The organism is Pseudooctadecabacter sp. (genome assembly GCF_965657175.1).
Lineage (GTDB): Bacteria > Pseudomonadota > Alphaproteobacteria > Rhodobacterales > Rhodobacteraceae > Octadecabacter.
Map to the genome: position 1 here is coordinate 18,448 of NZ_CBFHNH010000023.1, position 20,869 is coordinate 39,316.

Genomic DNA, 20,869 nt, shown 5'->3' on the forward strand with positions numbered 1-20,869 from the left:
CTATCTGTCGATCATGACGCAACCAACAGAATTTGAACGCCAGATCATGGCCGAGATCAACCGCTGGGCCGTTCAGATTGGCGCGGATGAAGGCCCGCCTGCTTTTACAGCTGCCATCGTCAAAGACGGGGACGAAATCACCCGTGGGCGCAATACGGCCCGCGTGGACGGGGACCCGACGCATCACGCTGAAATCGTGACCATCGGGCAGGCAGCGGGGGTTTTGGGCACCCGTGATTTATCCGGCTGCACGCTTTTGTCGTCCTGTCAGCCGTGCGAAATGTGTCTGGCTGCCATGCGCTGGGCCAAGATCGACCGCGTGATTTTTGGCGCACAGCAAGCCGACATTGATGACCAGATGTTCCGCTTCCCCGGCCTGACCTTGCCAGATTTTCACCAAGCGTGCGGCGGATGTTTCGACTATGCAGGCGGGGTGCATGACGACATCGTGCTGCATCTTTACCGTTTGCAAGACTAGGAGAGATCGATGATCCTTCACGCTGTGTACCTGTCGTTGACCAAAGACGCCGATCCGGCGGAGTTGGCCGATGTCATGACCGGCCTCGCAGCCCTGACCGACCTGATTGAGGCGTTTGCACATGGCCCAAATATTGACGTAGAGGGCAAAACCCCAGAAAGCCATTACGGCTTTCACGTCACCTTTGCAGATCGGGCCGCACTTGACCGATATGCCACCGATCCCCGCCATCAGGCCCTGGGCGCGCGCCTTGTTGCGCTGTGTGGTGGTGCAGACAGAATCACGGTGTATGATCTGGACTGTTCGAACTGATCAAAGGCCAGCCCATGCGAATTGTCGCGACCCTTCTTGCCACCTGGCTTTCCGGAACAGCAACGGCCCAAATTGCCGTACCGTGCGATTGGCAGGCCCGCGCGGATGCTATTGTTGAACCATGGGAAGAAAATTCCGCCACCTTTGCGGACGGGGCAGTGCGTGTCGCCCTGCTGGATACGATCGAACCTGCCGCTGCGGCTTTTCACCTGCTGATCCTGCACCCTCCCTTTGATGAGGTCGGGGCCCGGACCTGTTCGACCGTGGGCTTGGACGAAGGGTTGGGCTATGCGGGGATGCTGTTTGATGACCTCACTTCGGAATACGACCCCGCGCGCGGGCTGATTTTTACCATCCCCGCGATCATCTATCTGCCAGAACAAAGCTTTCAGAACTCCGCGCTGTTGACCATCACGGTCAATCAAGCCACCGGCGATGTGACTGTAGACCAACAGTTGGGCCGCGAATGATTTTGGGTATCGGCACCGATCTGGCGAACATCGACCGTATTCAAGGCACGTTGGACCGGTTCGGCGACAGGTTTCGCAACAGGGTCTTCACCGACATCGAACAGCGCAAAGCGGAACGCCGCAAAGATATCGCGGGCACCTATGCCAAACGCTGGGCCGCCAAAGAGGCCTGTTCCAAGGCGCTTGGTACGGGTCTGCGCATGGGAATTTCTTGGAAGGACATGGCCGTCAGCAACCTTCACACCGGCCAGCCCGTCATGGCCGTCACCGGTTGGGCCAAAGAACGGCTGGACCAGATGACCCCACCGGGGCATGAGGCAATCATCCACGTCACCCTGACCGATGATCACCCTTGGGCGCAGGCCTTTGTCGTGATTGAGGCACGACCCGCGCCGCCCCAGACTGCGGGTTGACTTGGGGCCGCCGCACGCGCACATACGCCCAAATTTTATTGATGAATCAGAGCGAGGCCGCACCGTGTGGGTATCTATCAAAGAGACAGTTAAAACAGTCGTTTACGCGCTGCTGATTGCCGGCGTCTTTCGGACGTTTCTGTTTCAGCCTTTCTGGATTCCCTCAGGGTCGATGAAAGAAACCCTGCTGGTTGGCGATTTTCTTTTCGTCAACAAGATGGCCTATGGCTATTCCTATGCGTCCTGCCCGTCGATCATCATCCCTGCCGTGGGACTTGATATCGATGCGGAGGATTTTTGCGGTGTCTTCAAAGGCGGCAATGACCGGCTGTTCGGGTCCGAGCCTGAACGCGGTGATGTCGTCGTCTTCCGCCACCCTGTGACCGGCCGCGATTTCATCAAACGTCTGATCGGGCTGCCCGGTGATACGATCCGAATGCAGGACGGCCAAATCATTCTGAACGGTGAACCTGTGCCACAGCAGGCGGCCAGTCTTTTCGTTGAGCCTTTCGTGCGGCGCGGCCAGCCTGCGACCTTCCCGACCTGTTCAAACGGCACCGTGCCCATCGGCGAAGACTGCCTGAAACAGCGGTTCATCGAAACGCTGCCCGATGGCCGCCAGTACACGGTTTTGAACGTGGGCAACCGCCGTCTGGACACCACCGGCATCTTTACCGTGCCCGAAGGCCAGTATTTCTTCATGGGTGACAACCGCGACAATTCCTCCGACAGCCGCCGTGCGCAGACGGCTGGTGGCGTGGGCTTTGTGCCTTACGAAGATATCGTCGGTCGCGCCGACCGCATCATGTTCTCGTCTGCGGGCACTTCGCTTTTGGCGTTCTGGACGTGGCGCGGCGACCGTTTCTTCAAGGGGATCGAGTGAAGCTCTCCGGCCCACTTCGCGACTTTCAAGACAGGCTTGGCCATGTCTTCACCAAGTCTGAGCTTTTGATCCGCTCGGTCACGCATTCCTCCATGTCGTCGCCCCATCGTGACGACAACCAAAGGCTGGAATTTCTGGGCGACCGTGTGCTCGGTCTGGTTATGTCCGAGGCGCTGTTGAACGCCGATCCGAACGCCGCCGAAGGTCTTTTGGCCCCGCGTTTTAACGCGCTGGTGCGCAAGGAAACCTGTGCAGACGTGGCCCGCCAGATCGATCTGGGCTTGGTCCTGAAACTCGGCCGGTCTGAGATGCTGACAGGGGGGCGCCGTAAAGAGGCCCTGCTGGCCGATGCGATGGAGGCCGTGATCGCCGCCGTGTATCTGGACGCCGGTTTTGACAAAGCCCGTGATCTGGTTATCGCGCTGTGGGGGGACCGGATCACCAATGTCGAAGAAGACGCGCGTGATCCCAAAACTGCCTTGCAGGAATTTGCCCAAGGCCATGGTATGCCGCCGCCCGCTTACGTGGAAATCGCCCGCGATGGGCCAGACCACGCGCCCGTGTTCACGATCGAGGTCCGCCTGAAATCGGGTGCCGCTGAGCAGGCCCAAGCCTCCAGCAAACGCATGGCCGAACAATCCGCCGCGAAGGCCCTTCTGGCCCGCGTCACAGGAGAAAAGACATGACCCAACGCGCCGGATTTGCAGCCCTGATCGGGGAACCCAATGCAGGCAAGTCGACCCTGCTGAATCGTATGGTGGGCGCAAAGGTGTCCATCGTGACCCACAAGGTACAGACCACACGCGCACGTATTCGCGGGGTGGCCATCGAAGGCGACAGCCAGATCGTTTTCGTCGACACGCCCGGCCTGTTTCAGCCAAAACGCAGGCTGGACCGTGCCATGGTCGCCGCTGCGTGGGGTGGGGTCGCGGACGCCGATGTGGTTGTTTTGATGATTGAGGCGCATCGCGGAGTGACCAAGGGGGTTGAGGCGATCCTTGAACGGCTCGAAGACGTTGGCACGGGCCGGACTGTGGCTTTGGCGATCAATAAGATCGACCGCGTGGAAGCGCCTGTGTTGTTGGGGCTGACCAAAGACCTCAACGAACGGTTTTCCTTTGCAGAGACATTTCTGATCTCGGCCGAAAAGGGTCATGGCACCGACGATCTGCGAAAATGGCTGGCCGACCGTATGCCTGAAGAACCCTGGCTTTATCCCGAAGACCAGATCGCCGATTTGCCCATGCGGATGATTGCCGCTGAAATGACGCGCGAAAAGCTGACCCTGCGGCTGCATCAGGAATTGCCCTACCAGTTGACGGTCGAGACCGAGAATTGGGAAGAACGCAAAGACGGGTCCTGCAAGGTCGACCAGATCATTTACGTCATGCGCGACGGTCACAAAGGCATCGTGCTCGGCAACCGGGGTGAGACGATCAAGGCCATCAGCAAAGCCGCGCGTGAGGAACTGGCTGAGTTTCTTGGCCGCAATGTGCACCTGTTCCTGCAAGTGAAAGTGCGTCCCAACTGGCTGGAAGAATCCGAACGGTATTCCGAGATGGGCCTTGATTTCAAAGACGGAAATTCGTGAGGGCGGGGGCCAAAATTCGCGAATTTTGGCGGGCGCCATGACGCCGCGGTTGACCACGGACATCTGGGTTAGCGCGTACCTCACGCGGTTGCGCCTTGCGGACATTCCGGTGTTTGTGACCCGCAAAGGCGATGCGACTGCAGGTTCTGTTCTGGTGAAGCTCAACACCTTGGACGGACAGGCGCAGGCCTTTCAACGCAGTTTTGATCTGATGACCGGAGACCGCGCTTGGGTGGTTCTGGCTGAAGGGCCTGAGACGGATGTAGATGCGTCGCTCGTCAAGCAATCCGGTTTTGACCCAGACCTTTGGATCATTGAAGTCGAAGACCGTCAGGGCCGTCATTTGCTTGATGACCCATCGCTGGCCTAGACTGCATCCATGATCGAATGGCGCGATGAAGGGGCCTTGTTGAAGGTCCGCAAACACGGCGAAAGCAGCGCCATTATTGAGGTGTTCACCCAGACCCACGGGCGCGCCGCAGGCATCGTGCGCGGTGGCACCAGCCGAAAAATCGCCCCCATTTTGCAGCCCGGTGCCCAGCTGGATGTCACATGGAAGGCCCGGCTTGAGGACCATCTGGGCAGCTTCACCGTTGAACCCGTTCGCAGCAGGGCGGCCCAAGTTATGTCGGACCGAATGGCGTTGGCGGGGCTGAATGCCGTGACCTCCATCCTCGCGTTTGTCCTGCCCGAACGAGAAGACCACCCGCCGCTTTATGCGCGCACAATCCAATTGCTGGACCTGTTGGGGCAGGGGGATGTTTGGCCTTTGGCCTATCTGCAATGGGAACTGGCGCTGTTGGAAGAACTGGGCTTTGGCCTGACGCTTGATGCCTGCGCCGTGACCGGCAGCAACGATGAACTGGTCTATGTCTCGCCGCGTACAGGCCGAGCTGTGGGGCGTCATGCGGCAGGGGACTGGGCGGATAAATTACTGCCGCTCCCACCCGTTTTGGTTGGCGAAGGGGACGCTGATATCGCGGAAATCCTCACCGCGTTGCGCACGACGGGTCATTTTTTGACCAACCATCTTGTGCCGTCACTGGGAGATCGCACCCTACCTGAGGCGCGCGCCCGACTGCTGGACGTATTGGCGCGGCAAACCTAGCGCGCTTCAAACACCAGTTGTGCGCCATTTTCGTTTGACAAGATCAGCACGGCATCCGTCACCTCGGCCAAGGTCATGGTCTGCAGTGTCCCAAAGAACCGCTGTTCTGCCGACAAATCCGGGCAAGCGCGCCGCGTGGATCTGATCGCGTCGATGTTGAACCACGGATAGGGTCGGGTTTGGATCGCGGTGTAGGTGTTGCAAGGCGCTTGGCCTGTCACGCGGCCCTCAGCCGGAAAGCTGATGGTCGATGGCGCAGCTGGCGCTGCACCGCCGATTTCAATCAGATGATAGGTTGCGTCCGTATTGGCGTAGCCAGACACGGTTTCGTCGCCGGCACATAAGGTCAGCGCCACAAGAGGCATCAGGGCAAAGGTTGCTTTAATCATGCCGCCTTATAGCACGCGCCAAGGGTGATGAGAACGCCCGCCAAAATTACGGAATTTTAGTCAACCTTATAGGATACGGCGTGACGGCGTCCAATCGGTCCATTGGACCGATTGCGCGGAGGCGTTAGAGGATACGGCGGGCAATAACCTGTGCCTGAATCTCGCCGGCACCCTCAAAGATGTTCAGGATGCGGGCGTCGCACAGGATACGACTGATCTTGTACTCCAACGCAAAACCGTTGCCGCCGTGAATTTGCAGGGCGTTGTCTGCCGCAGCCCACGCCACACGTGCGCCCAGCAGTTTCGCCATGCCAGCCTCAACATCGCAACGCCGACCTTCATCCTTTTCAAAGGCTGAGAAATAGGTCAGCTGGCGTGCCACCATGATCTCAACCGCCATCATGGCCAACTTGCTAGCCACGCGGGGGAAGTTAATCAAAGACTTGCCGAACTGTTTGCGATCCTGCGCATATTTCATGCCTTCGTCCAATGCCGAACAGGCCACGCCGACTGCACGCGCGGCGGTCTGGATGCGCGCGCTTTCGAATGTTTCCATCAGCTGTTTGAAGCCCTTACCCTCTTCGCCGCCCAAAAGGTTTTCACCCTTCACTTTGAAATCATCGAAGTTGAGGGTGTATTCCTTCATGCCGCGGTAGCCCAAAACCTCAATCTCGCCGCCGGAAATGCCGGGGTCCTGCCACGGTTCCGCGTCGGTGCCCGGTGTCTTTTCGGCCAGAAACATCGACAGACCTTTGTAGTTGTCGGTGTCGGGCACGGTGCGTGCCAGTACGGTCATCACATGGGTGCGGGCGGCGTGAGTGATCCATGTTTTGTTGCCGTTGAGGACCCAATCGCCATTTTCGTCCCGAACGGCCTTGGTGCGCAGCGCGCCCAGATCGGACCCGGTGTTGGGTTCGGTGAACACGGCGGTGGGCAGTGTTTCAGCAGAGGCCAGACGCGGCAGCCATTTTTGTTTCTGCTCTTGGGTGCCGCCTGCGATGATCAACTCCGCTGCGATCTCGGACCGGGTGCCAAGGGAACCTACGCCGATATAGCCGCGCGACAATTCCTCTGACACCACACACATTGACGCTTTGGACAGCCCAAAGCCGCCGTATTCTTCGGGGATCGTCAGGCCAAAGACGCCCATCTCAGCCAACTCGTCGATGACCTCCATCGGAATCAATTCGTCCTTGAGGTGCCATTCATGGGCTTCAGGTTCGATCCGGTCGACGGAATAACGGCGGAATTGTTCGCGGATCATCTCCAACTCATCATCCAGACCGGTGCGGCCCACGGTGATTTCAGCGCTGCGTTCCTGCATAAGGTCCACAAGACGCAGACGGGCCGCTTGCGTGTTGCCCCCTTGCGTCAACGTCATAACGGCGGGTTCCATCATGGCGCGCATCTGGTCTTGTGTCAGGCCAATGTCTTGCAGGCGCAAAATCTCGCCTTGGTTCATTGGAATGCCGCCGTAAATCTGCCAGAGGTATTCGCCAAAGGCGATCTGGTGGATCAGCTGTTCGATGTCCCCGAACTGACCCTCACCGTCCAGCTTTTCTGCCCAGATCTGCATCTGCGCCAAGGCTTCGACATAGGTCGCCAGCCACGCCAACCCGTGGGTCGCCGTTTGTTCGGCTTCAACCAAACCACCGGACACGCGGCCATCTGCCATGACTTTGCTGCGCACGCTGTCCTTGGCAGCCTCAAGCAGGTCGCGCAGGGGGGGGATCGCAGCCCCCGTTGTGGCCAGCAGGTCCGGCAAAAGGGCTGTGTCTTGGGTGTTCAGGTCTTGTCCGTCGCGGGGCATGGCCGACTCCTTCATTGTGCAGTCGCAGAAATAGAGCGTTCGCATCGGCAGCGCAATAATAATTCGCCAAAATATTTACTGACGAACAATAATAACTCGACAGAATTTTCGTGCGGGCCTGCTTTTGCCGGTATATCCAAGATATCATGGCACTTGTACCCGGCATAGACAGCATAATGTCGCTGGCCCTTGTCCTGCTCGTCGCTTTGGTGGCCGGGTTGGTGAAAGGGTCCGTAGGCTTTGCGATGCCGACGGTGATGATGTCTGGGCTGACGTTGCTTTTGCCGCCTGAACAGGCGCTCGCGGCGCTGATTCTGCCGACCCTCGTGACAAACACATGGCAAGCGCTGCGGCAGGGCGTGCGCAGCGCGTGGGACACCATGGTGCGGTTTCGTGTGTTTTTATCAGTGGGTGCTGTCTGTCTTGTGGCCAGCGCACAACTTGTGCCTGTTCTGGATGCACGCATTTTATTCGGTGCGATTGGCGTGCCGATCACCCTTTTTGCGCTGATGCAGCTGGCCGGTTGGCGGCCTTCCGTGTCCCGCCCATCAAATCGGGTTGAGGCCGCGGTGGGCGGATTTACTGGCCTCATTGGTGGTATTTCGGGGATTTGGGGGCCGCCGACGGTGGCCTATCTCACGGCGATCGGCCTTCCAAAGGCGGAGACTATGCGCACCCAAGGGGCGATCTATGGCCTTGGAGCTGTGGCTTTGGCAGGGGCACATCTGCAGACGGGTGTCCTGCGGGCGGAGACCTTGCCCCTCAGCCTTGCGATCCTGCCCACGGCCTTGCTGGGGCTCTGGTTGGGGTTCAAATTGCAGGACCGGATGGCGCAGGACACATTCCGCAGGGCCATTCTTGTTGTCCTGACCTTGGCTGGCCTGAACCTGATGCGGCGGGCGCTGTTGGGCTAGCTGAGAAGGTCGAGATACCCGCAGGCATTGGCAAGGTCCGGCACCAAGGCGGGGTCCACGACCGTGAAGGTGACTTCGTAAAGTGTGGCGACGCCGGTGGTGGCCGTCATCGTCCAGTCCCCCAAGGCCAATTCATAGGTTTCATCGAACTGGTAAAAGGTGATGCCGGGACGATCCGTTGATCCGATGGATGTGACAAAGCTTTGTGTCGTCGCTCCGCTGCCTTGGAAGGGCGGATGTGTCACTGTCATCAAAACCGTGTCTTGTGCGGCAAAGCCCAGCCCTGACCGGACGCCAAAGCCCACACCCAGAACGGCAGGCACGATGCGGCCATTGCTGACAAACGGCGGGGCCTGATTGATCACATGGGTTGTGCCAGCAACGGTGCCCAGTGCGTCGCGTTCGCCGGTCGCCTCGGGCGCGCAGACGACGCCCGCCTCAAAGAAGCCGATCATGGGGGATACAAACTCCCCCTCCTGTGCCAAAACGCAGCCGCCCCAGCCAAGGGCCAGGACGGCTGTCATGATTTGCGCGCGCATCTTCATGCGAGGATCTTAGCCAATCGCGGCGGCTTTGACATCCTCGTCAATGAACGGAACGTATTGCGCGAAGTTGTCGGCAAACATGTCGACCAGTTTGGTCGCCTGCACGTCATAGGCATCGCCATCCGACCAGGTTGTGCGCGGGTTCAAAAGCCCGTCGTCCACACCATCACAGCTGACAGGCACGTCAAAGCCGAAGTTGGCGTCCTTGCGGAACTGACCCTCAACCAACGTCCCATTCAACGCAGAAGTGAGCAGAGCACGTGTGGCCTTGATCGGCATCCGGTTGCCGGTGCCATAGGCGCCGCCGGTCCAACCGGTGTTCACCAGCCAGCAGGTGGCGCCATGTTCCGCGATCTTGCGCTGCAAGAGTTTGCCGTAAACCTCAGGCCGGCGGGGCATGAAGGGTGCCCCAAAACAGGTGGAGAACGTGGGCTCGGGTTCGGTCACGCCACGCTCAGTGCCCGCGACCTTGGACGTAAACCCGCTGAGGAAATGATACATCGCCTGCGCCGGTGTCAGCCGCGCGATGGGGGGCAGCACGCCAAAGGCGTCGCAGGTCAGCATGATGATGTTCTTGGGATGTCCACCCAACGCCGTATCCGACGCGTTTGAGATGTAGTCGAGAGGGTAGGCGCAGCGCATATTGGCCGTCAGGCTGTCGTCCTCGAAATCCAGTTCAAGCGTTTCGGGATCAAACACCATGTTTTCGATGACCGTACCGGGCATCTGGGTTGTGGCGTAAATCTCGGGCTCGGCCTCGGGGTTCAGACCGATGGTTTTGGCATAGCAGCCGCCCTCAAAGTTGAAGATGCCACGGTCCGACCACCCATGTTCATCGTCCCCGATCAAGGTGCGGTTCGGGTCGGCAGACAGTGTCGTTTTGCCAGTGCCGGACAGGCCAAAGAACACAGCCGCATCCACAGGATTGCCTTTGGCGTGGTTGGCGGAACAGTGCATCGGCATGATGTCTTTTTCGGGCAGCAGGTAATTGAGAAGCGTGAACACCGATTTCTTGTTCTCGCCTGCGTACTCCGTGCCGCCAATCAGGATCAGCTTGCGGTCAAAGTTCATGGTGATGACGGTGGACGACCGGCAGCCGTGACGTTCGGGGTCGGCCTCAAACGACGGGCAGTTGATGACAGTCCAGTCGGGGGTGAAGCCTTCGACCTCATCTGCCGCCGGGCGACGCATCATGTGGCGGATGAACAACCCGTGCCACGCCAGCTCAGTCACAAACCGGACGTCCAGACGGTGCGCAGGGTCCGCACCGCCATAAAGGTCGGACACAAAGTAATCCTTACCGCCCATATGCGCGATCATGTCGTCATAAAGCTGGTCGAACTTCGCGGGCTCCATCGCGGCGTTGTTGTCCCACCAGACGGTGTTTTCCGTGGTCGCAGACCGCACGACGTGTTTGTCTTTGGGGGACCGGCCTGTGAATTTGCCAGTGCTGACAAGAAAGGTGCCGCCTTGGCCCAGCTGGCCTTCCTTGCGGGCCAAAGCCTCTTCGATCAGCGCATCTTCGGAGTAGTTATAATAGACCTGACCCACACCGGTGATGCCCTGATCAGGCAGCTTCATGGAAAGGTTGACCGTGCCGTGGTCCATTGTCTTGCTCCTATTGTAAGGGGCCGACGTGGCCCCGGTAAGGCCGACCTAACATGATGATTTTAACCCTGGATAGTCGCCTTTGTCGCAGTTAGCGCAACCAAATGAACGTTAGCGCAACCAACTGCCCGCGATCTGGTCGCCCAAGCACAAAGTGAGACATTTTAGTCATTGGTTACCCTTTTTGTGGGCACAACGAGGCGATCATTGCGTGGTTTTTGCAGTTTTGGATTGATTCGTTCAGGCGAAGCGGGGCAAAACAAAAGAAAAACAGGCAATAATAATTGAGCAGTAGAGGGGCAGTAGTATGTCACGAATCGCACTTGTCGATGACGATCGGAATATTTTGACATCCGTTCAAATCACACTTGAGGCCGAAGGCTTCGACGTTGAAACCTACAATGACGGCCAGCAGGCGCTGGACGCATTCAACAAAAAACTTCCCGATATGGCTGTGCTGGACATCAAGATGCCCCGCATGGATGGCATGGATTTGCTTCAGCGTCTGCGCCAGAAAACCACCATGCCGGTGATCTTTCTGACGTCCAAAGACGACGAGATTGATGAGGTTCTGGGCCTGCGCATGGGCGCGGACGACTACGTCAAAAAGCCGTTTTCCCAGCGTCTTCTGGTCGAACGCATCCGCGCGCTTCTGCGCCGTCAGGATGCAATCTCGGGCGAAGAAATCGAAGAAACCGAAGAGAATAAGATCCTCGTCCGCGGCGATCTGAGCATGGACCCGCTGCGCCATGCGGTGAAGTGGAAGGGCAATGATGTGTCCCTGACCGTCACCGAATTCCTGCTGTTGCAGGCCCTGGCCCAACGCCCCGGTTTCGTGAAGTCGCGCGACCAGCTGATGGACGTCGCCTATGACGATCAGGTCTATGTCGACGATCGCACCATCGACAGCCACATCAAACGTCTGCGCAAGAAAATGCGCACGGCGGATGATGAATTTTCCGCGATTGAGACGCTCTACGGTATCGGCTACCGCTACAACCAAGAGTAAAGAAGGCACGCCATGACGGTTGCCCCAAAGATTGACGTTCGCGATCTAAAGTCCGTCCGCGCCGCCGCGCGTGAGACGGGCGACGTCGTCTTGGGTGAAGACTTTGTGGCGCCCTCCGCCGATGATTTTATGACCCAGCGCCGGAAACGGCGCTCGGTCCGGCATCTTTTTCGGTCCCCCATTGCGCGCAAGATCATCACGTTCAACCTTTTGGCGTTGATCGTTTTGGTGGCTGGGATGTTGTACCTCAATCCCGCGCGCGACAACCTTGCCTATCAGCGCGGGTCGTCCTTGGTGAATGAGGTGGAATTGATCGCCGATGTGTTTGAGGCGCAATTGCCTGTGAATGCGCCGGTGAACCTGATGTCAGGCGATGGTGCAGACGCACGAGTGACCCTTGAAAACCTGGACCTGCGGGGCGGAGTTGACGTCTATTTGTTAGACGCCCAAGGCAACGTTGTTGAACGCTGGTCCGACCCAACCCCTGACGATGACGCCATCCCCGGTCTTGACCGCACGAACCGTGGCGTGTTCCTGACGCGTGCCTTGGACAGCATCTGGACCAAGGCATCCGGTCTGTTCCGTGACGGGTTGGATGACACCGTCACCGCCCCTGATCTGAGTGAGGATTTGTCCACCAAAGTGGCCGCAACGCTTGAGGGTGGGACGTGGCTTGAGAACCGGACGGACAATCGCGGACAGTCGTTTTTCAACGTCATGACACCGGTCGTCCAGCAGGGTGGCACGCCCGTGGGCGTAATTGCTTTGGTGTCGGCACCCGGTGAATTGGATGCTCTGGTTGCCCAAGACCGCGAACAGCTGTTGCAGATGTTTGTTGTTGGCGTCGTTGTGTCCATTTTATTGAGCCTTGCGCTCGCCTCGACCATCGCACATCCGCTGTCTGATCTGGCCAAGGCGGCAGAGCTTGGGCGCGACAAGAACGCCCGCAAAATGTCGCCACATCGCATCCGCATTCCTGATCTAACCGGCCGCCCTGATGAAATCGGTCGCCTGTCCGGCGCACTGCGCGGCATGGTTTCCGCCCTGTTTGAACGCATCGAAGGCAACGAACAATTCGCCGCCGATGTGGCCCATGAAATCAAGAACCCGCTGGCGTCTTTGCGGTCGGCTGTGGGGACATTGCGGCTGGCCAAAAAAGAAGAACACCGCACGCGTATGCTGGATGTCATCGAACACGATGTGCAGCGTCTGGACCGTCTGGTCAGCGATATCTCTAATGCGTCGCGTCTGGATTCTGAACTGGTCAAGGAAGAAGAAGAGGCATTCAACCTCATCAAGACCCTCAGCCACCTGACAGAATTCCTCGGCAATCAGGCCAAGCAAAAGGGTGTCGATTTCATCTCCGATCTGCCGAAAGACCCGATTGAGATTATGGGCCTTGAGGGGCGATTGGCGCAGGTTTTCGTCAACCTGATCTCAAACGCGATCTCGTTCTGCGAAGACGGCGACGCGATCCGTGTCTGGGTCCGTAAAAAAGAAAACCGTGTGCTGGTTGTGGTCGAAGATACAGGGCCGGGCATTCCCGAAGGGGCCCTGCAAAAAGTGTTCCAACGGTTCTATTCCGAACGCCCTGAAACGCAGTTTGGCGACAATTCCGGCCTTGGCCTCGCGAATTCAAAACAGATCGTCGAAGCCCACGGTGGCGTCATCTGGGCCGAAAATATCCGGCCCACAGATGCCGACATCGGGTCCGATCCGCTGGGTGCGCGCTTCGTGGTCGGTTTGCCCGTTTAAATGCTGTCGGTTCCGGTCAAACCGCAACCGGATGGCCAGCTTCGGCTTCATGCAAGCACCGTATCCTACAATCACAAGGCCCTCGTGATTGCGGGGCCAGGCGGGTCGGGAAAGTCCAGCCTCGCACTCAGGATGATGTCATTGGGCGCGACACTGATCGCGGACGACATAACGGCACTTGCCAACACGTTGGGCCACGTCACCGCGCATTCCCCTTCGACACTTCCCGCCTTGATTGAGGTGCGCGGTCTTGGGCTTTTGAATGCGCCGGTCCATACAGGCGAGGGCGTCGGCGCGGTTCTTGATCTGGGCACCGATGAGGCAGAGCGTCTGCCGCCCGTTCGCCACCTCTCTCTGCTGGGTCAGAATGTCCCGCTGCTTCACAAACCTGCGACCCCCTATATTGCTGAGGCAATGATTCACTATCTACGCTACGGACGATCCGACTAAACCAGAGGCCTCATGTCCCAAACAACCGACCCCATGCCAAAAATTATCGTCGTCAGCGGCCCCTCGGGTGCTGGGCGGTCCACGGCGATTAATGTTCTGGAAGATCTGGGATTTGAGGCGATCGACAATGTGCCTTTGTCTTTGATCCCGCGGCTGACCGATGGCCCTTTGACCCGTCCGCTTGCCATCGGCATCGACATTCGTAACCGGGATTTTTCAGTTCAGGGCGTGCAGGACACTTTGGACGGGTTGCAGGCCAACACGCACATAGACAGCCAACTGGTCTTTCTTGAGGCCAATGAGGATGCGCTTGTACGCCGCTATTCCGAAACCCGCCGCCGTCATCCGTTGGCCCCCGATGAACCCGCTATTCAAGGCATCCGTCGGGAGGCTGAATTGCTGTCGCCGCTGCGGTCACGTGCCGAATTCCTTTTGGATACTTCTGATTTGTCGCCCCATGACCTTAAGGCGCGGCTGACGGATTGGTTCGGCGAAAAAGGTGCCGCTTTGTTCGGGATTACCCTGCAATCGTTTTCGTTCAAACGTGGATTGCCCAAAGGCTCGGATATGACGTTCGACTGCCGGTTCTTGAAAAACCCCTATTGGGAGCCTGCTCTGCGTCAGATGACGGGCCTCGATCCGGAGGTGGGCGCGCATATCCAGACAGATGCTTTGGCGGGCACATTCATTGCGAAGACCACCGATCTGCTTTTGACGCTGCTGCCGGCCTTCCGCAGTGAGGGGAAATCACACATCAGCATCGGGTTCGGCTGTACCGGCGGGCAACACAGGTCGGTTTACGTGACAGAACAGGTGGCGATTGCCCTTGCAGAACAGGGGTGGCAGGTGTCTAAACGTCACCGAGAACTTGAGAGGGCGGCGCAAACTGGCGCACCTCAACGGATCAAAGGGACATGATTTGATCGGAATTGTGATTGTAGCGCATGGCGGGCTGGCGACAGAGTATCTGTCGGCGGTGGAACATGTCGTGGGCAAACAATCGGGGATTCATGCCATCGCGATTGGCCCTGAAGATGACCGTGCCCTCAAACAGACCGAAATTTGTGAAGCAGCCGACGCCGTCGACGCGGGTTCCGGCGTGGTGATTGTGACAGATATGTTTGGCGGATCGCCGTCCAATCTGTCGCTTCGGGCGTGCAGCCCTGAAAACCGCCGGATCGTTTACGGGGCGAATTTGCCCATGCTGGTGAAACTCGCTAAATCGCGTCGGAAATCCGTGCCTGATGCGGTGCGCGCAGCCCTTGATGCGGGCCGCAAATACATCGACAGCCATTCTGTCAACTTGGACGCCTGACCCATGCCCAACCGCACCCTTGAGATCGTGAACATAAAGGGATTGCACGCGCGGGCCTCTGCCAAGTTTGTCGAAGTGGTCGAACAATTTGACGCACAGGCCCAAGTGTCCAAGGACGGCATGGCAGCGGATGGTGATAGCATCATGGGGCTTTTAATGTTGGCAGCTTCTATTGGAACCTCTATTGAAGTTGAAACCAAAGGGCCTGAGGCCGAACCTCTGATGGATGCGCTTGTTGCGCTGGTTGCGGATAAGTTCGGCGAAGGGGACTAAGGCCCATCATCCGAATAGGACATGCGTTTGACTGATACGTCGACCAAAACCGATGTGACGACTGACACCGAAGACGCGCCACGCGTCTACGATCGCCGTTCGCTGACCTATTCCGAAACCTTTGACAGCCCGCTTAAGCGCAATTTCATCATGGCGATGGAATGGGTCACCGGAAAAATCAAAGTCATCCGACGTGTGCGCAGGTTTGAAAAGATGGGCACCCCAACGGGCCAGGCCTTCTGGCCTGCGACGATGAAGGCCATGGGGATCACGATCCAAACCCCACAAGCCGAACTTGATCGCATCCCTGAGACGGGTCCCGTCGTATTTGTTGCCAACCATCCGCATGGGCTGGTCGATGGAATGATCTTGGCCGATCTGATTGGCCGTCGTCGCAATGACTACCGCATTTTGACCCGCTCCTTGCTGACCGGTATCGATGAGAGCGCCTCAAGCTACATGATCCCCGTGCCCTTCCTGCATGAGGAACACGCGCAGCGCAAAATGATCGAAATGCGGGCCAAAGCGATGGAACATCTTGGCAATGGCGGTTTGATTGCCCTGTTTCCGTCGGGCGTTGTGGCCGCATCGGAAACGGCGTTTGGTCCCGCGATTGAACAGGAATGGAACGTCTTTACCGCCAAGATGATCAAACGATCCGGCGCCACAATCGTCCCGTGTTTCTTCCCAGGCAGCAATTCGCGCGCTTATCAGATCGCCAACCAATTCAGCGCGACTTTGCGGCAAGGCTTGCTGATCCATGAGGTTGCCCATGCCTTTGACAAGCCGCAAAAGCCGGTGATCGGACACCCGATTTCGCCAGAAGACTATGCAGACCGCTTGAAAGACCCACGCGCCTTCATGGCGTGGCTCCGCGATCATACGTTGTCCTTAGCCAGCGACTAAAATTCCGGAATTTTAGCTACCGCGTCGGGACCGGCGTTTCACCACGGTAATCGTAGAACCCGCGTTTGGTTTTGCGTCCCAGCCAACCGGCTTCGACGTATTTGGTCAGCAGCGGACAGGGGCGGTACTTGGTATCAGACAGACCGTCATGCAGCACCGTCATGATCGCAAGACAGGTGTCCAGACCTATAAAATCCGCCAGCTCCAGCGGCCCCATCGGGTGGTTCGCTCCGAGTTTTAGCGACGTATCGATCGATTCCACATTGCCCACGCCTTCGTACAGGGCATAAACCGCTTCGTTGATCATCGGCATCAGGATGCGGTTGACGATGAAGGCTGGGAAATCCTCCGCCGTGGCCGAGATTTTGCCCAACCGGTCCACGACCCCTTTGCAAGCATCAAACGTTTCAGCGTCTGTGGCGATGCCGCGGATCAATTCCACCAATTGCATAATCGGCACCGGGTTCATGAAGTGGAAGCCCATGAATTTTTCGGGCCGGTCCGTGCGGGACGCCAGCCGCGTGATCGAGATGGACGAGGTGTTCGATGTCAGGATCGTGTCTGGTGTCAAATGTGGCAGCAGGTCTTCGAAAATGGCCTGTTTGACGGTCTCACGTTCGGTCGCGGCTTCGATGACCAGATCGGTCGGGCCGAGGTCCGTCAACGTCAATGTCGTGCCGATCCGACGCAGACCTTCGGCCTTTTCTTCGTCGGAAATCAGCCCCTTAGACACCTGACGGGTCATGTTTTTATCGATCGCTTTGACCGCGGCCTTAAGGGCGTCATCGTTGATGTCGGTCAGCAAAACCTCATATCCCGCAAGGGCGCAAACATGTGCAATCCCGTTGCCCATTTGACCCGCGCCAACCACGCCAATTCGTTCAATCCCCATGGATCCCGCCTTTCGATGAATGTCGTCACCATAGGCGCCACGGGGGGGACCCTCAAGCCGGTCAATCGGCTCAAAATTTAGGCAAATCCGGCGTTTAAGCCCTTGGTAAGGGAATCGGCAGAAAAGGGGCAGTGGTGAGTGTAAATTAAGAAGGGTGGGCCCTATGAAGACTTATGAAACCAGACACAGCGCATTCCGATTAACCCCATGCACCTACGGCCTGTCGCGGTTGTCGTTTCGGGGGCCACGCAGGCCCACCGACGGGCGGTATGTGGCCGTGTTGGGCGGATCGGATACCTTGGCGCGCTATGTGGCCAAGCCCTATCCAGACCTTATGGAAACCGCCATCGGTGAGGTTTGCGTCAATCTGGGCGTGCAGGCTGCGGGCCCCGATGTGTATCTCAACGACCCCGCACTGCAATCACTGCGCCATGACGCAGCGGCCACGGTGATCCAACTGCCCGGTGCGATGAACCTCAGCAATGATTTCTACAAGGTCCATCCGCGCCGCAATGACAGGTTCACAGCGCCCACTGACAAATTGATCCAGCTGTTCCCTGAGGTTGATTTTAGTGAGGTGTCGTTCACCGGCCATCTTGTGGCGCGTCTTCGGTCTGTGGATGAGGCGCGCTTTGCTCTTGTCCGTGCCGCCCTGCAATCAGCTTGGGTCTGCCGCATGGTGCAACTGGTCGAAAACGTGCCGGGGCCGGTCTTGTTGCTGTGGTTCGCGTCGCGGTCGCCCGACGGGCCGGGGCAGGGGCAAAACCCCTGTCATGAACCGGTATTTGTCACCGATCAGATGGTCGAAGCCCTGCGCGACCACGTGGACGACATCATCGAAGTGATCGCCCAACGTGGCGAGGTGGAGGGCCTGTCCTTCGCACCCCTTGATACTCTGGCGGCACAAGATGCGCTGGGTCTTGCGGCCCATCAGGCCGCCGCACGTGCGTTACGCGGGGCGGTCATGCACGCCCTCGACATATAAAAAAGGCCCGCGGGGTGCGCGGACCTTTAGGGATCCGTTGGACCCGTGATCTTGGCTAGGGTTTAGCCCAGCTTTTCAGTCAACTCAGGCACTGCGTCGAACAGGTCTGCGACCAGACCGAAGTCAGCCACCTGAAAGATCGGGGCTTCTTCGTCCTTGTTGATCGCAACGATGATCTTGCTGTCTTTCATGCCGGCCAAGTGCTGGATCGCACCGGAAATGCCCACAGCCACATAAAGATCGGGCGCGACAACTTTACCTGTCTGTCCCACCTGCCAGTCGTTCGGGGCGTAACCGGAATCGACCGCTGCGCGGGATGCGCCAACGGCGGCCCCCAGTTTGTCAGCCAGACCTTCGATCAGTGCGAAATCCTCTTCGGATCCGACGCCACGACCACCGGACACAACCACACCCGCAGAGGTCAGTTCAGGACGATCAGAGGCCGCGACCTTGTCTTCGACCCATTCGGACAGACCAGGGTTGGCTGCTGCAGCGATCTCTTCGACGGAGGCAGAACCGCCCTCACCCGCCGCATCAAATGTGGATGTCCGGATGGTCATCACTTTGGTCGCGTCAGAGGATTTCACCGTCTGGATGGCGTTACCTGCATAAATCGGGCGTTCAAATGTGTCCGCATCGACAACGCCGGTCACTTCGGAAATCACCATCACGTCCAACAGGGCCGCCACACGGGGCAGGATGTTTTTGGACGCCGCCGTGGAGGGCGCTGCGATATGGGAATAATCACCGGCCAGTGACACGATCAGATCGGCCATTGGTTCGGCTAGATCGTGACCATAGGCGTCATCTGTGGCGCAGAGAACTTTGGACACGCCGTCCAGCTTCGCCGCCTCAGCCGCTGCACCTTGGCAGCCGCTTCCGGCACACAGAACCGTCACATCGCCCATCAGCTTGGCGGCGGTCAGGGCCTTTGCGGTGGCGTCCACGGACAGCTCACCATTCACAACTTCAGCAATCAGAAGAACAGCCATTATACAGCCCCCGCTTCTTTGAGTTTCTCGACCAGTTCATCCACCGATCCCACAACGATACCTGCGGCGCGGGCCTCAGGCTCCGATGTGCCGACGATTTCCAGACGGTTCGCAACATCCACGCCGTAATCGGCCGGTGTTTTTTCGTCCAAAGGCTTTTTCTTGGCCTTCATGATGTTGGGCAGCGACGCATAGCGTGGCTCGTTCAGGCGCAGATCGACCGTCACGATGGCTGGCATCTTGATCTTGATCGTTTGCAGGCCGCCGTCCACTTCGCGCGTCACGGTGGCGGTGTCGCCATCGACGTCCATCTCGGACGCGAAAGTGCCCTGTGCCCAACCGGTGAGCGCGGCAAGCATCTGGCCTGTAGCGTTCATGTCGTTGTCGATCGCCTGTTTGCCTGCCAGCACAAGGCCGGGCTGCTCTTCGTCGATCACACCTTTAAGGATTTTGGCAACCGACAGCGGCTCAATATCGTTGTGTACGTCATCTGTGGCCACAACGAGGATCGCGCGATCTGCACCCATAGCGAGAGCAGTCCGCAAGGTTTCTTGTGCCTGCTTCACACCGATAGAAACGGCGATGACTTCTTCAGCCTTGCCAGCTTCCTTCAGGCGGATCGCCTCTTCGACGGCGATTTCGTCAAATGGGTTCATGGACATTTTGACATTGGCGAGATCAACACCGCTTCCGTCCGCTTTCACACGAACTTTCACGTTATAATCGATCACGCGTTTGACGGGTACGAGGACCTTCATCAGCGGTTTCTCCCTTTGGACGTACCTTTCGGCACTTCGGTTCAAATTCCAGTTTCAAATACCGCAGCGGCCCCGCGGAAAATAGGTCAGAATCGACGCGCAGATAGGACCTGACGTCGCGTATGTGAAAAAACGCCCAAAAATTTCACCAAGTCAAGGGTTGTGCCGCGAAGAATGCCAGAAACGACAACGGGCCGCAGGGGTCTGCGGCCCGGCCTTCAAACGGGTGACGTTGATTTAGCGGTTCGCGCCTGGAATCCACAAGACGTCGTCCTTGCCGCCGTTGTTGGCGATGCGGGAGGCGACGAAGAACCAGTCGGACAACCGGTTGAGGTATTTGACCCCCGCAGGGTTCACAGATTCAACCGTCCCCAGTTCCACCGAGAGACGTTCTGCGCGACGCGATACGGTTCGGCACAGATGCAAATGGGCGGCCAAGGCAGACCCGCCAGGCAAGATGAACGACCGCAAAGGTTCAAGATTCGCGTTCATTGCGTCAATTTCGGCCTCAAGCCGTGCCACCTGCGCGTCGGTCATCCGCAGCGGCGCGTATTCCGCTTCGGCGTCCTTTTCCATATCGGGGCGGCACAGGTCGGCACCCAGATCAAAAAGATCGTTCTGGATCGAGGCCAGTTGCGCATCCATGTCGCCGGTGGCGTGAAGACGCGCCATGCCGACGGTGGCATTGGCCTCATCCACGGTGCCATAGGCTGTGACGCGCAGTGAATGTTTGGCTACGCGGCTGCCGTTGCCAAGGGCGGTTTCGCCAGCATCACCGGTTTTGGTGTAGATTTTATTCAGAACAACCATCAGTTGCCTCCCGTCGATCTAAAATAGGCAAATCCCACAATCAGGACGACGGCCACGAATTGGGCGGCGATTCTGTATTGCATGACTTTGTTGGATTTCTTGCTATCCCCGCCGCTGCCAAACAGCGACACCCCCCAGATCAGGATCGCGCCCACGATTAGGCACGCCCCGATGATGACGTAGAAGAACGGATCGTTGGCCAT

The 20,869-nt window shown here is 58.2% G+C and carries 27 protein-coding genes; 18 read left to right on the forward strand and 9 right to left on the reverse strand.

The window, feature by feature from the left end:
- The first annotated feature begins 13 nt into the window (after positions 1 to 13).
- The 9 genes from ACTG36_RS14900 (at position 14) to recO (ending at position 5,255) form a co-directional block, all read left to right on the forward strand.
- Positions 14 to 478 carry a nucleoside deaminase gene (locus ACTG36_RS14900; protein ID WP_375279258.1) on the forward strand — a complete coding sequence of 155 codons (465 nt, stop codon included), beginning with the start codon at positions 14 to 16 and terminating at the stop codon, positions 476 to 478.
- A 9-nt stretch (positions 479 to 487) separates the two neighbouring features.
- The gene (locus ACTG36_RS14905; RefSeq protein WP_375279257.1) at positions 488 to 790 is read left to right on the forward strand and encodes a Dabb family protein; all 303 of its coding nucleotides are present in this window, start codon (positions 488 to 490) and stop codon (positions 788 to 790) included.
- A gap of 14 nt (positions 791 to 804) precedes the next feature.
- Entirely contained in the window at positions 805 to 1,260 is a 456-nt protein-coding gene (locus tag ACTG36_RS14910; RefSeq protein WP_375279256.1) for a hypothetical protein, read from the forward strand.
- Complete coding sequence (gene acpS, locus ACTG36_RS14915) at positions 1,257 to 1,673, forward strand: holo-ACP synthase (RefSeq protein WP_375279255.1); 417 nt, start codon at positions 1,257 to 1,259, stop codon at positions 1,671 to 1,673. The genes ACTG36_RS14910 and acpS overlap by 4 nt, the downstream gene beginning before the upstream one ends.
- Positions 1,674 to 1,737: 64 nt before the next feature.
- Positions 1,738 to 2,556, forward strand: a complete 819-nt coding sequence (gene lepB / locus ACTG36_RS14920) for a signal peptidase I (RefSeq protein WP_375279254.1) — start codon at positions 1,738 to 1,740, stop codon at positions 2,554 to 2,556.
- Positions 2,553 to 3,242, forward strand: coding sequence for a ribonuclease III (gene rnc, locus ACTG36_RS14925; RefSeq protein WP_375279253.1), 690 nt, complete (start codon positions 2,553 to 2,555; stop codon positions 3,240 to 3,242). The genes lepB and rnc overlap by 4 nt, the downstream gene beginning before the upstream one ends.
- On the forward strand, positions 3,239 to 4,147 hold the full coding sequence (era, locus tag ACTG36_RS14930) for a GTPase Era (protein ID WP_375279252.1): 909 nt from the start codon (positions 3,239 to 3,241) through the stop codon (positions 4,145 to 4,147). The genes rnc and era overlap by 4 nt, the downstream gene beginning before the upstream one ends.
- 37 nt (positions 4,148 to 4,184) lie before the next feature.
- Complete coding sequence (locus ACTG36_RS14935; protein WP_375279251.1) at positions 4,185 to 4,517, forward strand: DUF1491 family protein; 333 nt, start codon at positions 4,185 to 4,187, stop codon at positions 4,515 to 4,517.
- Between the two features lie 12 nt (positions 4,518 to 4,529).
- Positions 4,530 to 5,255, forward strand: a complete 726-nt coding sequence (recO, locus tag ACTG36_RS14940) for a DNA repair protein RecO (protein ID WP_375279671.1) — start codon at positions 4,530 to 4,532, stop codon at positions 5,253 to 5,255.
- Here the strand turns inward: recO and ACTG36_RS14945 are convergent.
- Positions 5,252 to 5,644, reverse strand: a complete 393-nt coding sequence (locus ACTG36_RS14945; protein WP_375279250.1) for an META domain-containing protein — start codon at positions 5,642 to 5,644, stop codon at positions 5,252 to 5,254. The two genes, recO and ACTG36_RS14945, sit on opposite strands and share 4 nt — an antisense overlap.
- 124 nt (positions 5,645 to 5,768) lie before the next feature.
- Positions 5,769 to 7,454, reverse strand: a complete 1,686-nt coding sequence (locus ACTG36_RS14950) for an acyl-CoA dehydrogenase family protein (protein ID WP_439142783.1) — start codon at positions 7,452 to 7,454, stop codon at positions 5,769 to 5,771.
- A 176-nt stretch (positions 7,455 to 7,630) separates the two neighbouring features.
- Here ACTG36_RS14950 and ACTG36_RS14955 point away from each other — a divergent pair, with 176 nt between their 5' ends.
- On the forward strand, positions 7,631 to 8,368 hold the full coding sequence (locus ACTG36_RS14955) for a sulfite exporter TauE/SafE family protein (protein ID WP_439142785.1): 738 nt from the start codon (positions 7,631 to 7,633) through the stop codon (positions 8,366 to 8,368).
- Here the strand turns inward: ACTG36_RS14955 and ACTG36_RS14960 are convergent.
- Entirely contained in the window at positions 8,365 to 8,892 is a 528-nt protein-coding gene (locus tag ACTG36_RS14960) for a DUF3859 domain-containing protein (RefSeq protein ID WP_375281939.1), read from the reverse strand. The two genes, ACTG36_RS14955 and ACTG36_RS14960, sit on opposite strands and share 4 nt — an antisense overlap.
- 30 nt (positions 8,893 to 8,922) lie before the next feature.
- A complete protein-coding gene (locus ACTG36_RS14965) occupies positions 8,923 to 10,521 on the reverse strand; it encodes a phosphoenolpyruvate carboxykinase (protein WP_439142787.1) in 1,599 nt (532 codons plus the stop codon).
- 307 nt (positions 10,522 to 10,828) lie between these two features.
- Between ACTG36_RS14965 and ACTG36_RS14970 the strand changes: the two genes are divergently transcribed.
- The 7 genes from ACTG36_RS14970 to ACTG36_RS15000 are packed head-to-tail and all read left to right on the forward strand — an operon-like array spanning position 10,829 to position 16,229.
- The gene (locus ACTG36_RS14970; protein WP_439142789.1) at positions 10,829 to 11,530 is read left to right on the forward strand and encodes a response regulator transcription factor; all 702 of its coding nucleotides are present in this window, start codon (positions 10,829 to 10,831) and stop codon (positions 11,528 to 11,530) included.
- A 12-nt stretch (positions 11,531 to 11,542) separates the two neighbouring features.
- Positions 11,543 to 13,285 carry a sensor histidine kinase gene (locus ACTG36_RS14975; RefSeq protein ID WP_375281937.1) on the forward strand — a complete coding sequence of 581 codons (1,743 nt, stop codon included), beginning with the start codon at positions 11,543 to 11,545 and terminating at the stop codon, positions 13,283 to 13,285.
- Positions 13,286 to 13,735 carry an HPr kinase/phosphorylase gene (locus ACTG36_RS14980; RefSeq protein ID WP_375281936.1) on the forward strand — a complete coding sequence of 150 codons (450 nt, stop codon included), beginning with the start codon at positions 13,286 to 13,288 and terminating at the stop codon, positions 13,733 to 13,735.
- A 12-nt stretch (positions 13,736 to 13,747) separates the two neighbouring features.
- Positions 13,748 to 14,653 carry an RNase adapter RapZ gene (gene rapZ, locus ACTG36_RS14985; protein WP_375281935.1) on the forward strand — a complete coding sequence of 302 codons (906 nt, stop codon included), beginning with the start codon at positions 13,748 to 13,750 and terminating at the stop codon, positions 14,651 to 14,653.
- A gap of 1 nt (position 14,654) precedes the next feature.
- Entirely contained in the window at positions 14,655 to 15,050 is a 396-nt protein-coding gene (locus ACTG36_RS14990) for a PTS sugar transporter subunit IIA (RefSeq protein WP_375281934.1), read from the forward strand.
- 3 nt (positions 15,051 to 15,053) lie between these two features.
- Positions 15,054 to 15,323, forward strand: a complete 270-nt coding sequence (locus ACTG36_RS14995) for an HPr family phosphocarrier protein (RefSeq protein ID WP_375281933.1) — start codon at positions 15,054 to 15,056, stop codon at positions 15,321 to 15,323.
- Between the two features lie 21 nt (positions 15,324 to 15,344).
- Positions 15,345 to 16,229, forward strand: a complete 885-nt coding sequence (locus ACTG36_RS15000; protein WP_375281932.1) for a lysophospholipid acyltransferase family protein — start codon at positions 15,345 to 15,347, stop codon at positions 16,227 to 16,229.
- Positions 16,230 to 16,245: 16 nt separating this feature from the next.
- Here ACTG36_RS15000 and ACTG36_RS15005 read toward each other — a convergent pair whose 3' ends face one another.
- Positions 16,246 to 17,121, reverse strand: coding sequence for a 3-hydroxybutyryl-CoA dehydrogenase (locus ACTG36_RS15005; protein ID WP_375281931.1), 876 nt, complete (start codon positions 17,119 to 17,121; stop codon positions 16,246 to 16,248).
- A 163-nt stretch (positions 17,122 to 17,284) separates the two neighbouring features.
- On the opposite strand from ACTG36_RS15005, the gene ACTG36_RS15010 reads away from it, so the two are divergent.
- Positions 17,285 to 18,106 (forward strand): DUF6473 family protein, encoded by an 822-nt coding sequence (locus ACTG36_RS15010; protein ID WP_375281930.1) that lies wholly within the window; start codon positions 17,285 to 17,287, stop codon positions 18,104 to 18,106.
- A gap of 62 nt (positions 18,107 to 18,168) precedes the next feature.
- Here the strand turns inward: ACTG36_RS15010 and ACTG36_RS15015 are convergent, their stop codons facing one another.
- From ACTG36_RS15015 to ACTG36_RS15030, 4 genes are all read right to left on the reverse strand, one after another.
- Positions 18,169 to 19,098, reverse strand: coding sequence for an electron transfer flavoprotein subunit alpha/FixB family protein (locus ACTG36_RS15015; protein WP_375281929.1), 930 nt, complete (start codon positions 19,096 to 19,098; stop codon positions 18,169 to 18,171).
- Complete coding sequence (locus tag ACTG36_RS15020; protein ID WP_375281928.1) at positions 19,098 to 19,856, reverse strand: electron transfer flavoprotein subunit beta/FixA family protein; 759 nt, start codon at positions 19,854 to 19,856, stop codon at positions 19,098 to 19,100. The genes ACTG36_RS15015 and ACTG36_RS15020 overlap by 1 nt, the downstream gene beginning before the upstream one ends.
- A gap of 237 nt (positions 19,857 to 20,093) precedes the next feature.
- Positions 20,094 to 20,666 (reverse strand): cob(I)yrinic acid a,c-diamide adenosyltransferase, encoded by a 573-nt coding sequence (locus ACTG36_RS15025; protein WP_375281927.1) that lies wholly within the window; start codon positions 20,664 to 20,666, stop codon positions 20,094 to 20,096.
- Positions 20,666 to 20,869 (reverse strand): twin transmembrane helix small protein, encoded by a 204-nt coding sequence (locus ACTG36_RS15030; RefSeq protein ID WP_439142794.1) that lies wholly within the window; start codon positions 20,867 to 20,869, stop codon positions 20,666 to 20,668. The genes ACTG36_RS15025 and ACTG36_RS15030 overlap by 1 nt, the downstream gene beginning before the upstream one ends.